Genomic DNA, 13,633 nt, shown 5'->3' with positions numbered 1-13,633 from the left:
GTGGATCTTGGTTGATAACTGTGGACAACTCGGTGGTTGTGAATATCGCCGTCACCCATACCGGTGACCCTCGAACCGGCCCCGGCACGACATCCGCAGAGCAGCGCGACAGCTACGCACAGTGACGGATCATGGGCAGGCGGAACGGGCGCCCGCGGGCGCCGCGCTTCGGCCCTGCGGCCGCGCTGAAAAAAGGAAAACCCACCCGGACATGCGACGACCCCCGCCGGGGGGGAGAGCGGGGGTCGTCTCCACGGCCGACTCGGGGGGGGAGGAGTCGGACCGGGTTAGCACGGTCGCGAACGATCCGTGACTTCCATGGTGTACCCGAGAGCCCTCTCAGGCAAACCCACGCGCCCACCTTACGCCGAATGGGCTGCGCCTATGCTCAGGGTCGTGGAAAACCACTCCTTGCCCCGCACAGCCGCCTTCTTTGACCTGGACAAGACGGTCATTGCGAAGTCGAGCACGCTCACGTTCAGCAAGTCGTTCTACCAAGGCGGCCTGATCAACCGGCGGGCCGCCTTGCGGACCGCATATGCCCAGTTCGTCTTCCGCCTGGGCGGTATGGACCATGACCAGATGGAGCGCACACGCGAGTACCTCTCCGCGCTCGTCCGTGGCTGGAACGTCCAGCAGGTCAAGGAGATCGTCGCCGAGACGCTGCACGACCTGATCGACCCGATCATCTACGACGAGGCCGCCTCCCTCATCGAGGAGCACCACACCGCGGGCCGCGACGTGGTGATCGTGTCCACGTCGGGCGCCGAGGTGGTCGAGCCGATCGGCGAGTTGCTCGGCGCCGACCGCGTGGTCGCCACCCGCATGGTGGTGGGCGACGACGGCTGCTTCACCGGGGAGGTGGAGTACTACGCGTACGGTCCGACGAAGGCCGAGGCGATCAAGGAGCTGGCCGAGTCCGAGGGCTACGACCTCTCCCGCTGCTACGCGTACAGCGATTCGGCCACCGACCTTCCGATGCTTCAGTCCGTCGGCAACCCGCACGCCGTGAACCCCGACCGCGCACTGCGCCGCGAGGCACTCGCGCGCGGGTGGCCGATTCTCGACTTCCATCGCCCCGTTCGGCTCAAGCAGCGGCTTCCATCCCTCTCCGTACCGCCGCGCCCCGCCCTTGTCGCGGCCGCGGCCATAGGAGCCGCCGCGGCCACCGCGGGCCTCGTCTGGTACGCGAGCCGACGCCGCTCCGCGCTCGCCTGAACCGCGTTTCCCGGGTAACGCGCACCTCGTTCGACACTCGTTCGACACACCGCTGTCCGTTTGTCACCGTTTTGCGAGCAAAAGTAAAGAACTGCAGCCAGGCCTTCCGCTTGGTTAAGTCCTGGAGTACAAAGGACTCAACGGCCCGCGAGACCAAGGACATCCGCGAGGATCACCTTTAATACGCATTTGGCCCACGGACCGAGCATGAACACTGGGCACCCACGCGACGTCGACCCGTCGATTACGGGCCAGCCGCACCAGGTGACGGGCAAAGCTCCCCGGCCTGATGGGCAACATATCGAGGACGCTTGGTAACCCGGTGAACATGCCAGCGGCGGTACGAATCCTCGTACCGCCGCAACTCTTATGGGCCCCCGCGTGGGGCCTTTTTCGCGCCCCACGGCTATGGGCCGCCTTACCGACACCCCACGCGCGTGCTTACGCCGCGCCGCGCTGCAGCGCCTCACAAACGGCCGTCGACTCGCGCGCCCCGAGCTCGATCGCCTTGCCGCAGTGGGCGATCCAGGCAGCCATGCCTTCGGGGGTGCCGGAGACGTAGCCGTCGAGCGCCGCCAGATAGGCCGCGCGGCCCAGTTCGGCGTGGCCGACCTCGGCCGGGCAGACGGACTTCGGGTCGAGGCCGCTGCCGACCAGGACGATGCGCTCGGCCGTGCGCGCGATCAGGCCGTTGTGGGAGGTGAAGGGGCGCAGCGCGACGAGCTCGCCATGCACGACGGCGGCCGTCACCAGCGCGGGCGCCGAACCGCCGGCGATGATCAGCTCGGACAGCCCCTCCAGCCGGCCGTGCACCTCCTCCGCGCTCGGCAACGGCAGCTCGACCAGCGGCTCGTCGACCGGCTCGGCCCCCTTACGCGGCCGTCCGACCTGGTCGTCGTTGCTCGCCGCCGCCACCAGGTGCAGCCGCGCCAGCACCCGAAGCGGCGACTGCCGCCAGATGGACAGCAGTTGACCCGCCTCGGCCGTCAGCCTCAGGGTCGCGCCCATGACGCGTGCCTCGTCGTCACCGCTGAAGTCGGTACGCCGACGCACCTCTTCGAGCGCCCAGTCGGCCCCGGACAGCGCCGCGGAGCCGCGGGCGCCGCGCAGGGCCGCCTCGGAGGTGATCTCGTTGCTGCGGCGCCGCATGATCCGGTGCCCGTACACGCGGTCCACAGCCTTGCGCACGGACTCCACGGACTCCGGCACTCCGGGCAGTGAACCGAGGGCCGCGAGCGGATCGGCGGCCGCGCCTGTCGTACTCATGAGTACGACACTACGCACCCCGGGCCCCCACCCCACGATCGAGTGGCCTTCTTCACGCACGCCTGCCACATACAGCTATCGCGAGACTACCCTTGGTGAACATGAAAATTGCTTTCGTCGGGAAGGGCGGCAGCGGCAAGACGACCCTGTCCTCCCTGTTCATCCGCCACCTGGCCGCCGCCGGGGTGCCCGTCGTCGCCGTCGACGCCGACATCAACCAGCACCTGGGAGCCGCACTCGGCCTCGACGACGCGGAGGCCGCCGCGCTGCCCGCGATGGGCGAGCGGCTGTCGCTCATCAAGGACTACCTGCGTGGCTCCAATCCGCGCATCGACTCCACTCGGACGATGATCAAGACGACGCCGCCCGGGGAGGGGTCGCGGCTGCTGCGGGTCCGGGAGAACAATCCGGTGTACGACGCCTGCGCCCGGCCGGTGGAACTCGACGGCGGCGCCGTCCGTTTGATGGTCACCGGCCCCTTCACGGACTCCGATCTGGGGGTCGCCTGCTACCACTCCAAGACGGGGGCGGTGGAGCTGTTCCTGAACCACCTGGTGGACGGCTCCGAGGAGTACATCGTCGTCGACATGACGGCGGGGTCCGACTCCTTCGCCTCCGGCATGTTCACCCGCTTCGACATCACGTTCCTCGTCGCCGAGCCGACCCGGAAGGGGGTCTCCGTCTATCGCCAGTACAAGGAGTACGCCCGGGACTTCGGCGTCATCCTGAAGGTCGTCGGCAACAAGGTGCAGGGCCAGGACGACCTCGACTTCCTCCGCGCCGAGGTCGGGGACGACCTGCTGGTCACCGTCGGGCACTCGGACTGGGTGCGCTCCATGGAAAAGGGCCGACCGCCCCGGTTCGAGTTCCTGGAGGAGGCGAACCAGCTCGCCCTGCGCCGGCTGCGCACGGCCGTGGACGCGACCTACGAGCTGCGGGACTGGGAGCGTTACACCCGCCAGATGGTGCACTTCCATCTGAAGAACGCCCAGTCCTGGGGAAACGAGCGCACCGGGGCCGACCTGGCGGCGCAGATCGACCCCGGGTTCGTACTCGGTGAGAGCGCCCTGGCCCTGCCTGAGGACAACTGCCGTCTGACTCCTACGGCTTGACCGCCGGCGCCCCGGGCACTCCCTTCGGGGCCGGGGCGGGGGGAGCCGACAGGAAGGACGCCCAGCCCTGCTTCGGGGCCTCGCCAACCTCCAGAGTGCGCAGCTTCTTCAAGGTCGCCGGGTCCTGGGCGTCCAGCCAGTCGGCGAGCTGGCGGAAGGAGACGCAGCGCACGTCCGGCTTGTTGCACACGGCCTCGACGACGTCCTCGACAGCACGCATATAGGTGCCGCCGTTCCAGGACTCGAAGTGGTTGCCGATGATCAGGGGCGCACGGTTGCCGTCGTAGGCCCGGTAGAAGCCCTTGAGCAGGCCGTCCCGCATCTGGTCGCCCCAGAAGTCATGCTTGGCGGGATCGCCCTGCGTCGTGGTGCCCGACTGGTTGACCATGAAGTTGTAGTCCATGGTGAGCTGCTCGTAGGAGTGCCCGGGGAAGGGCACGAGCTGCATCGACAGGTCCCAGAGGCCCGCCTTCTTCGTGGGCCAGACCTGATTGTTGACGCCGCTGGAGTCATAGCGGAAGCCCAGCTCACCCGCGGCCTTGAGGAAGTTCTTCCGGCCTTCCAGACAGGGCGTTCGGGCGCCGATGAGCTCCTTGTCGTAGTCGAAGGGCAGGGGGGCCGCCCTCGTCATGCCGGTGGTGGTCTTCCAGGACTTCACGAACTTCTTCGCCTGGGTGATCTCGTCCTTCCATTCCTCCACCGACCATTCGCCGACTCCGCCGCCGCTGCCGCAGAAGTGACCGTTGAAGTGGGTGCCGATCTCGTTGCCTTCGAGCCACGCGAGGCGTAGCTGCTTCACGGTGTCGGCGATGCCCTCCTCGTCGTTGAAGCCGATGTCGGAGCGGCCCGGTGAGTGCTGGGGCGGCCGGTACAGATCGCGTTTGTGGCTCGGCAGCATGTACACGCCGCTGAGGAAGTACGTCATCGTCGCGTTGTTCGCCTTGGCGACCGCGCGGAAGTGGGAGAACAGCTTCTGGCTGTCCTCGCCGGCACCGTCCCAGGAGAACACCACGAACTGCGGCGGCTTCTGACCGGGCTGCAACCGCTCGGGTCTGGGCAGATGCGGCTGTGCTCCGGTGTACGCGGTGGACCCGTCGCCGATCAGACGCACCACGCTCTGCGGCGCGGGTGCCGCCGGCTTCGCCTTCTGTGGTCCGGGCACCCCCTCCCGGGCATCGGTGCCGGTCGAGCAACCGGCGAGCGGTGCGGCACAGACCACGGCGACCGCGGTGCCCGCAGCGATCCTGTGCGCCGGTGCGATCCGCCGCGTCGCGGCGGCCCTGTGCGTCGCGGCGATCCTGCGGGGGGCGGCGTTCCTGCGGGTGGCGGCCATGTTCCGTCCACCTTCTTCCTTCTCTCGGGTGCCGACAGCGCCGCCAAGGTCGCATGGGACCCAGAAGGAATTAGTACGACAAGCCGACTAATCGGCTACTTCACTCTTCGGGGGGATTTATTAGTCCATTTGCTCGGAAAAACTATTCCGTCCCTTTACTCTGCATTACGGTCTGTTTACCGACTGTTGATGCATCCCGCCGCTGCATGCCGTGCCCACACGGCCGCGACCCGACCCCTCGCCCGAGAAGCGGGGGACCACCAGATCCGCGACCGCGCTGCCCCGGAGGAGACGGGAAACCATGTCAGCCTTCGTTCCCACCCGAGCCGACGAACCGAGTCGAGAGAAGCGCATCCACGAACCCCACAGCCCACCGCCGACCCGGCCCCGCCGACCCCGCATCGAGGGCGCCGACCTGTCGGCCTCGATCGCGGTCTTCCTGATCGCACTCCCCCTGTCCCTGGGCATCGCCCTCGCCACCGGCGCACCCCTCCAGGCCGGCCTCGTCGCGGCCGCCGTCGGAGGACTCGTCGTCGGCTACCTCGGCGGCACCCCGCTCCAGGTCAGCGGCCCCGCCGCCGGCCTCACGGTCGTCACCGCCGAACTCATCCAGCAATACGGATGGCGTACGACCTGCGCCATCACCGTCCTCGCGGGCCTCGCCCAGCTCGGCCTCGGCCTCGTGCGCGTGGCACGCGGCGCGCTCGCCGTCAGCCCCGCCATCGTGCACGGCATGCTCGCCGGCATCGGCGTCACCATCGCCGTGGCCCAGCTGCACATCGTCCTCGGCGGCACCCCGCACAGCTCGGTCCTCGACAACATGCGCGGACTGCCCGCCCAGTTGGCCGGTGTCCACTCGGCCGCGCTGTCGGTGAGCGCGCTGACCCTGACCCTGCTGCTGCTCTGGCCCCGGCTGCCCGGCCGCACCGGCCGACTCCTGCGCAAGGCGCCGGCCCCACTCGTCGCCGTCGCCGGAGCCACTACGACCGCGTCGCTCACCGGACTCAGCCTGCCCAAGGTCGACCTGCCGTCGTGGAGCAGCCACGCACTGGTCGCGTTTCCCGAAGGCCCGGCGCTCGGCCTCGTCGCCGCCGTGCTGACCATCACGCTGGTGTGCAGCGTGCAGTCGCTGCTCGGCGCGGTCGCCGTGGACAAGCTCGTCGCCACCCGACCAGAGCTCTCCGCCCGCGTCGGACGCTCCGACCTGGACCGTGAGCTGCTCGGACAGGGCGCCGCCAATGTCGTCTCCGGCATGCTCGGCGGGCTGCCCGTCGCCGGGGTGGCCGTACGCAGTTCCGCGAATGTGCAAGCCGGTGCCGTGAGCCGGAACTCCACGATGCTGCACGGCGTTCTCGTAGTAGTCGCCGCGCTGCTGATGGTCCCGATCCTGGAGCTCATCCCGCTCGCCTCGCTCGCCGCCCTGGTGATGGCCGTCGGCATCCAGATGGTGTCCCTGCACCACATCCGCACGGTGACCCGCCACCGAGAAGTGCTGGTGTACGCCATCACCACCCTCGGCGTGGTGTTCTTCGGCGTCCTGGAGGGCGTGACGCTGGGGATCGCCATGGCCGTCGCCGTCGCCCTGCACCGCCTCACCCGCACCCGGATCACGCATGACGAGAAGGAGGGAGTCCATCACGTACGTGTACGAGGCCAGTTGACGTTCCTCGCAGTGCCGCGGCTCAGCCGGGCCCTGCATCTCGTACCCCAAGGCGCCCACGCCGTCGTGGAGTTGGACGGGTCGTTCATGGACCACGCGGCGTACGAGTCACTGCAGGACTGGCAGAACACGCAGACCGCCCACGGCGGCACCGTCGAGCTGATCGGCCGCAGGTCCGGGGTCCGGATCGGCGAGCCGACAGGGCCGGTCGGCCTCCATCTCGACGGGGGGACGGTCACGGCCGATGCGGCCGACTGCCGTTGCCACCCCTGGACGGCTTGGCGCAATCACCAGTGCGAGATCCCGGAGTCCGTCGCATCCGGCGACGGTCGCCCCGGGGCAACGCACGCGACCAGCTCCGACGCCACCGACACGGCCGACAGGGCTCACAGGGCCGACGCCCCTTGCGCCGCCGACGCTTCCGACGGCACCGGTGAGCTCGACACGGCCGGCGGCTCTGGCGGAACCAGCGGTACCGAAGGTCCCACCGGGCCCGGCCGGCTCGGCGAGAACTCTGCCGACGGGACCGCCGGCACTGACGGGAGCCGGCCGAGCGCCCATCAACTGGCCCGGGGCATCAGCGCGTTCCAGCGCAACACCGCACCCCTGGTGCGGGGTGAGCTGGCGCGGCTGGCGCGTGAGGGGCAGCAGCCTGCCCAGCTGTTCCTCACCTGCGCGGACTCCCGCCTGGTCACGTCGATGATCACCTCCAGTGGTCCCGGCGACCTGTTCGTGGTGCGCAACGTGGGCAACCTCGTTCCGCTGCCCGGCCAGGAGAGCGGGGACGACTCGGTGGCGGCCGCGATCGAGTACGCGGTGGACGTCCTGGAGGTGCGGTCCATCACGGTGTGCGGGCACTCCGGATGCGGGGCCATGCAGGCACTGCTCAGCTCCGAGCCGGACGACACGCAGACCCCGCTCAGGAGGTGGCTGCGTCACGGGCAGCCGAGCCTGGAGCGGATGTCCGACGAGAGCCGGCCGTGGGCCAGGCTCGCCGGGCGCGCACCGGCCGACACGGTCGAGCAGCTCTGCCTGACCAATGTGGTCCAGCAGCTGGAACATCTGCGCGCCCACGAGTCCGTGGGCCGGGCCCTGCGGGAGGGGGCGCTGGAGCTGCACGGGATGTACTTCCACGTGGGCGAGGCGCAGGCGTATCTGCTCACCGAGGAGAGTGGGGACGACGACGTGTTCGATCACGTGGGAGTGGCGGACCTGTCGGCATGATGCGGGGAGGATGAACGCGGCCCCGTTCGGCGCGGGGCCGCGCTTCACATGGGAGCCGCGCCCCACCGGAGCCGCGTTCCCATGTGGACCGCATTTCCGGGGGGCCGCGTCTCACCTGGCACGGGCCGGAGTGTGAAAGGGATTACAGACCTGAACCGCGTCCGTGCGGCGTCCGTGGGAACGGATGACCCCGGCGCCGAGAACACCACCGAGCCCACCCCTCGCCGACAGGTCTAAACCAATTTTCGTCGACCCTTGTCATCGGGCCCCCGGGTCTGATGAGCTGTGGCCTGGGACACAACGGACACCCTGGGAAAGGGAGATGTCGTGAGCAACGAAAGCCTGGCCAACCTGCTGAAGGAAGAGCGCAGGTTCGCACCCCCCGCCGACCTGGCCTCCGACGCCAACGTCACGGCGGAGGCGTATGAGCAGGCCAAGGCTGACAGGCTCGGCTTCTGGGCCGAGCAGGCCCGTCGGCTGACCTGGGCCAAGGAGCCGACGGAGACGCTGGACTGGTCGAACCCGCCGTTCGCGAAGTGGTTCAAGGACGGCGAACTCAACGTCGCGTACAACTGCGTGGACCGGCATGTGGAGGCCGGGCACGGCGACCGGGTCGCCATCCACTTCGAGGGCGAGCCCGGCGACAGCCGCGCCCTCACTTACGCCGAGCTCAAGGACGAGGTCTCCAAGGCCGCCAACGCCCTGCTGGAGCTGGGGGTTCAGAAGGGCGACCGGGTCGCCGTCTATATGCCGATGATCCCCGAGACGGCGGTCGCGATGCTGGCCTGCGCCCGTATCGGCGCCGCGCACTCCGTCGTCTTCGGCGGCTTCTCGGCGGACGCCCTCGCCACCCGGATCCAGGACGCGGACGCCAAGGTCGTCATCACCTCCGACGGCGGCTACCGGCGCGGCAAGCCGTCCGCGCTCAAGCCGGCCGTCGACGAGGCGATCGGCAAGGTGGACAACGTCGAGCACGTCCTCGTCGTACGGCGCACCGGCCAGGACGTCGCCTGGGACGACAGCCGTGACGTCTGGTGGCACGAGATCGTCGAGCGGCAGTCCACCGAGCACACCCCCGAGGCCTTCAACGCCGAGCAGCCGCTCTTCATCCTCTACACGTCCGGCACGACGGGTAAGCCGAAGGGCATCCTGCACACCTCCGGCGGCTACCTCACCCAGACCGCGTACACCCACCACGCCGTCTTCGACCTCAAGCCGGAGACGGATGTCTACTGGTGCACCGCCGACGTCGGCTGGGTCACCGGACACTCGTACATCGTGTACGGGCCGCTGGCGAACGGCGCGACGCAGGTCATGTACGAGGGGACGCCGGACACGCCGCACCAGGGCCGCTTCTGGGAGATCGTGCAGAAGTACGGGGTGACCATCCTGTACACGGCGCCGACCGCCATCCGTACGTTCATGAAGTGGGGCGACGACATCCCCGCGAAGTTCGACCTCAGCAGCCTGCGCGTGCTGGGTTCCGTGGGTGAGCCGATCAACCCCGAGGCGTGGATCTGGTACCGCAAGCACATCGGCGCGGACATCACGCCGATCGTGGACACCTGGTGGCAGACCGAGACCGGCGCGATGATGATCTCGCCGCTGCCGGGGGTCACCGCGACCAAGCCCGGTTCCGCGCAGACGCCGCTGCCCGGCATCGCCGCGACCGTCGTCGACGACGAGGCGAACGAGGTGCCCAACGGCGGTGGCGGCTACCTGGTCCTGACCGAGCCGTGGCCGTCGATGCTGCGCACGATCTGGGGCGACGACCAGCGGTTCCTCGACACGTACTGGTCGCGCTTCGAGGGCAAGTACTTCGCCGGTGACGGGGCGAAGAAGGACGACGACGGCGACATCTGGCTCCTCGGGCGCGTCGACGACGTCATGCTCGTGTCGGGCCACAACATCTCCACCACCGAGGTCGAGTCCGCCCTCGTCTCCCACCCCTCCGTCGCCGAGGCGGCCGTCGTCGGTGCCGCCGACGAGACGACCGGACAGGCCATCGTCGCCTTCGTGATCCTGCGCGGTACGGCGAACGCCGAGGACGAGGGCCTGGTCAACGACCTGCGCAACCACGTCGGCGCGACCCTCGGCCCGATCGCCAAGCCGAAGCGGATCCTGCCGGTGGCCGAGCTGCCCAAGACCCGCTCCGGCAAGATCATGCGCCGGCTGCTGCGCGACGTCGCCGAGAACCGCCAGCTCGGTGATGTGACGACGCTGACCGACTCGACCGTCATGGACCTCATCCAGGCCAAGCTCCCGGCGGCGCCGAGCGAGGACTGAGTACGGCCGGCTGAGCGCGGCTGACACCTGAGCACGGCCGACGACTGAGTACGTCCACCGAGGGCACCCGGCGACAAGCGCGCCGGGTGCCCTTCGCGTCCGTACGGTACGTACCGTGGAGATCGACGGATGCACTCCAGCGCACCCTTAGGTAAACTAACCAAAACAGTCTCAACCTCAGGTGCGCCGGGAAGTCTGGTCGGCATGTGTTCCGTCCTGCCCACCGACCGGAGGTCTCCCCGTGGCCGCGCCTCGCACCCCCGCCCCCGTCCGCAAGGTCTTCGGACGGCTGTCCCTCCCTGAGCGGAACTTCGTCGCGGAGGCGCTGCGTACCGAGACCGTCGGCGGGGTGCTGCTGCTCGTGGCCGCGATCACCGCGCTGGTCTGGGCGAACGTCCCCGCGCTGCACGACAGCTACGAAAGCGTCGGCCAATACCACCTCGGCCCCGAGGCCCTCGGGCTGAGTCTGTCCGTCGAGCACTGGGCCGCCGACGGGCTCCTCGCGATCTTCTTCTTCGTCGCCGGCATCGAGCTCAAGCGTGAGCTGGTGGCCGGCGATCTCAAGGATCCCAAGGCGGCCGTACTGCCGGTCGTCGCCGCGCTGTGCGGGATGGCGGTGCCCGCGCTCGTCTACACGCTGACCAATGTCACCGGGCACGGCTCGTCGGCGGGCTGGGCGGTCCCGACCGCCACGGACATCGCCTTCGCGCTCGCCGTGCTCGCCGTCATCGGCACCTCCCTGCCGAGCGCGCTGCGCGCCTTCCTGCTCACCCTCGCCGTCGTCGACGACCTCTTCGCGATCCTGATCATCGCGATCTTCTTCACCGAGCAGATCAACTTCGCCGCGCTCGGCGGTGCCGTGGCCGGGCTGGCCGTCTTCTGGCTGCTGCTCAGGAAGGGCGTACGCGGGTGGTACGTCTACGTCCCGCTCGCCCTCGTCATCTGGGGGCTGATGTACAACAGCGGCGTCCACGCCACCATCGCGGGCGTGGCGATGGGTCTGATGCTGCGCTGCACCCGGCGCGAGGGCGAGGAGCACTCGCCCGGCGAGCGCATCGAGCATCTCGTACGTCCCCTGTCGGCAGGGCTGGCCGTGCCGCTGTTCGCGCTGTTCAGCGCCGGCGTGGCCGTCTCCGGCGACGCGCTCGGCGATGTCTTCACCCAGCCTGAGACGCTCGGTGTCGTCCTCGGGCTGGTCGTCGGCAAGACGATCGGCATCTTCGGGGGCACCTGGCTGACGGCACGTTTCACCAGGGCTTCGCTCAGCGACGACCTGGAGTGGGCCGACGTGTTCGCCGTCGCGACCCTCGCCGGCATCGGCTTCACCGTCTCGCTGCTCATCGGCGAGCTCGCCTTCGTGGGTGACGCGGCGCTGACCGACGAGGTCAAGGCGGCCGTACTCATGGGCTCGCTCACCGCGGCGATCCTGGCGACGGTGCTGCTGAAGATACGGAACGCCAAGTACCGCCGCTTGTGGGAGGACGAGGAGCGCGACGAGGACGCCGACGGCATTCCGGACATCTACGAAGAGGACGAGCCGGAGTACCACCTGCGGATGGCCGCCATCCACGACCGCAAGGCCGCCGAGCACCGCCGTATCGCCGAGGAGAAGGCCGCAGCACGCCACACGCTTGCCGAAGTGGCGGGCGGGGCAGGCGAGGAGGAGCATCGTCGGGCATGATCTGACGGGACGGTACAAAAGACGGAACCGTACGCAGTCAGGCAGAAGACGGAACCGTATCTACGAGGGAGACCGCGATGAGCGCACCCGACGGCAGCCCGGTCGGCGCCGAACGCAGCATCGGCCAGCTGTTCGCCACGGCGACGACCGAGATGTCGGCGCTGGTGCACGACGAGATCGCGCTGGCGAAAGCTCAGCTCAAGCAGGACGTCAAGCGCGGCGCGACGAGCGGCGGCGCGTTCACGGTGGCCGGCGCGGTGCTGGTGTTCTCCCTGCCGATGCTGAACTTCGCCCTCGCGTACGGGATTCGGACCTGGAGCGACTGGAACCTCGCGATCTGCTTCCTGCTGTCGTTCGCGGCGAATGTCCTCGTCGCCGTCGTCCTCGCGCTGATCGGGGTCGCGTTCGCCAAGAAGGCCAAGAAGAGCAAGGGCCCGCAGAAGGTCGCCGCCTCGGTGAAGGAGACGGCGGGCGTCCTGCAGAAGGCCAAGCCGCATCCGCGTCCGGCCCCGGCGACGACACCGGAGCTGGAGGACCGGGCGCCCGCGGCCATCGAGGCTGTGGCACGCTCGTCGTCATGACGGATCCCGCCACCCCCTCGGCGCAACCTGCCTCGATCGTACGACTGGATGGTCCCTGGACACACAGGGACGTGGCCGCCAATGGTGCGCGCTTCCACATCGCGGAGATGGGCGACGGCCCACTGGTGCTGCTCCTGCATGGCTTCCCCCAGTTCTGGTGGGCCTGGCGGCACCAGCTCGTCGCCCTCTCCGACGCGGGCTTCCGGGCCGTGGCGATGGACCTCAGGGGCGTCGGCGGCAGCGACCGCACCCCGCGTGGTTACGACCCGGCCAACCTCGCCCTCGACATCACCGGCGTGATCCGCTCACTCGGCGAGCCCGACGCCGCGCTGGTCGGCCACGACCTGGGCGGATACCTGGCGTGGACGGCGGCCGTGATGCGCCCCAAGCTGGTCCGCCGGCTCGCGGTCGCGTCCATGCCGCACCCGCGGCGCTGGCGCTCGGCGATGCTCTCGGACGTCAAGCAGACCAGTGCGGGTTCCTACATCTGGGGGTTTCAGCGGCCCTGGGTCCCCGAGCGGCAGCTGACCGCCGACGACGGGGCACTGGTCGCCCGGCTGGTCCGGGACTGGTCGGGTCCGCGCCTGCCCGACGACGAGGCGGTGGAGATGTACCGCCGTGCGATCTGCATCCCGTCGACGGCGCACTGCTCCATCGAGCCGTACCGCTGGATGGTGCGCTCGCTGGCCCGCCCCGACGGCATCCAGTTCAACCGCCGCATGAAGCGTCCGGTGCGCGTGCCAACCCTCCACCTGCACGGCTCACTCGACCCCGTGATGCGCACCCGCAGCGCGGCCGGATCCGGCGAGTACGTCGAAGCGCCGTACCGCTGGCGGCTGTTCGACGGACTCGGCCACTTCCCCCACGAGGAAGACCCGGTCGCTTTCTCCACCGAACTGATCAACTGGCTGAAAGATCCCGAACCCGATCGGTGACCGCGCCGATGCGCCCGGTATCCGGAACTGAACAGGTGTCCTACGAACAGCCAATTGCCCGGCGCATAGGCCAATTGGGGGCCGTGGGGGCGGTTATCGACCTTGGGGCAGGGGCAGACGTCGGGGTATGGGCTGGACGCACGACTACAGTGACGCAGCACGCAATCGACGCTCGGCCGGCGGGCTGAGCTCCCACCAGCGAGGCAGCGCCTCGCAGATGCCGGGCTCGGACCTAACGGGCTCGGACCTAAAGGTGGGCATTCCGCGCATTCTGCGCCGCCGGGCCCGCTGGGTCTCGGTGCGCCTGCGCCACCCGCGCGGCTGACCTCGACCGACC

Annotated in this window: 10 protein-coding genes; 8 read left to right on the top strand and 2 right to left on the bottom strand. The window is 69.3% G+C overall.

Annotation, left to right across the window (positions count from 1 at the left end; translation table 11 throughout):
- Positions 1 to 384: 384 nt before the first annotated feature.
- Entirely contained in the window at positions 385 to 1,218 is an 834-nt protein-coding gene (locus tag ABIE67_RS26055) for an HAD family hydrolase (protein ID WP_370261931.1), read from the top strand.
- Positions 1,219 to 1,659: 441 nt separating this feature from the next.
- Here the strand turns inward: ABIE67_RS26055 and ABIE67_RS26050 are convergent, their stop codons facing one another.
- Positions 1,660 to 2,484, bottom strand: coding sequence for an oxidoreductase (locus tag ABIE67_RS26050; RefSeq protein ID WP_370261929.1), 825 nt, complete (start codon positions 2,482 to 2,484; stop codon positions 1,660 to 1,662).
- A gap of 101 nt (positions 2,485 to 2,585) precedes the next feature.
- Here ABIE67_RS26050 and ABIE67_RS26045 point away from each other — a divergent pair, with 101 nt between their 5' ends.
- A complete protein-coding gene (locus ABIE67_RS26045; protein WP_370261927.1) occupies positions 2,586 to 3,596 on the top strand; it encodes an ATP-binding protein in 1,011 nt (336 codons plus the stop codon).
- On the opposite strand, the gene ABIE67_RS26040 is transcribed toward ABIE67_RS26045, so the two are convergent.
- Complete coding sequence (locus ABIE67_RS26040; RefSeq protein ID WP_370268936.1) at positions 3,586 to 4,857, bottom strand: hypothetical protein; 1,272 nt, start codon at positions 4,855 to 4,857, stop codon at positions 3,586 to 3,588. The genes ABIE67_RS26045 and ABIE67_RS26040 overlap by 11 nt on opposite strands.
- A 373-nt stretch (positions 4,858 to 5,230) precedes the next feature.
- On the opposite strand from ABIE67_RS26040, the gene ABIE67_RS26035 reads away from it, so the two are divergent.
- From ABIE67_RS26035 to ABIE67_RS26010, 6 genes are all read left to right on the top strand, one after another.
- Positions 5,231 to 7,813, top strand: coding sequence for a SulP family inorganic anion transporter (locus ABIE67_RS26035; protein WP_370261924.1), 2,583 nt, complete (start codon positions 5,231 to 5,233; stop codon positions 7,811 to 7,813).
- Positions 7,814 to 8,140: 327 nt separating this feature from the next.
- Complete coding sequence (acs, locus tag ABIE67_RS26030; RefSeq protein WP_370261920.1) at positions 8,141 to 10,099, top strand: acetate--CoA ligase; 1,959 nt, start codon at positions 8,141 to 8,143, stop codon at positions 10,097 to 10,099.
- A gap of 241 nt (positions 10,100 to 10,340) precedes the next feature.
- Positions 10,341 to 11,780, top strand: coding sequence for a Na+/H+ antiporter NhaA (gene nhaA, locus ABIE67_RS26025; protein ID WP_370261916.1), 1,440 nt, complete (start codon positions 10,341 to 10,343; stop codon positions 11,778 to 11,780).
- 77 nt (positions 11,781 to 11,857) lie between these two features.
- Positions 11,858 to 12,361 (top strand): phage holin family protein, encoded by a 504-nt coding sequence (locus tag ABIE67_RS26020; protein ID WP_370261914.1) that lies wholly within the window; start codon positions 11,858 to 11,860, stop codon positions 12,359 to 12,361.
- Positions 12,358 to 13,296, top strand: coding sequence for an alpha/beta fold hydrolase (locus tag ABIE67_RS26015; protein ID WP_370261912.1), 939 nt, complete (start codon positions 12,358 to 12,360; stop codon positions 13,294 to 13,296). Before ABIE67_RS26020 ends, ABIE67_RS26015 begins: the two co-directional genes overlap by 4 nt.
- A 127-nt stretch (positions 13,297 to 13,423) precedes the next feature.
- The gene (locus ABIE67_RS26010) at positions 13,424 to 13,621 is read left to right on the top strand and encodes a hypothetical protein (RefSeq protein ID WP_370261910.1); all 198 of its coding nucleotides are present in this window, start codon (positions 13,424 to 13,426) and stop codon (positions 13,619 to 13,621) included.
- Positions 13,622 to 13,633: the final 12 nt, after the last annotated feature.

The sequence above is a fragment of the Streptomyces sp. V4I8 genome, from assembly GCF_041261225.1.
Classification (GTDB): Bacteria; Actinomycetota; Actinomycetes; order Streptomycetales; family Streptomycetaceae; genus Streptomyces.
Note: the sequence above shows the minus strand (reverse complement) of the source record. Positions and strands in the feature narration are given on the sequence as shown.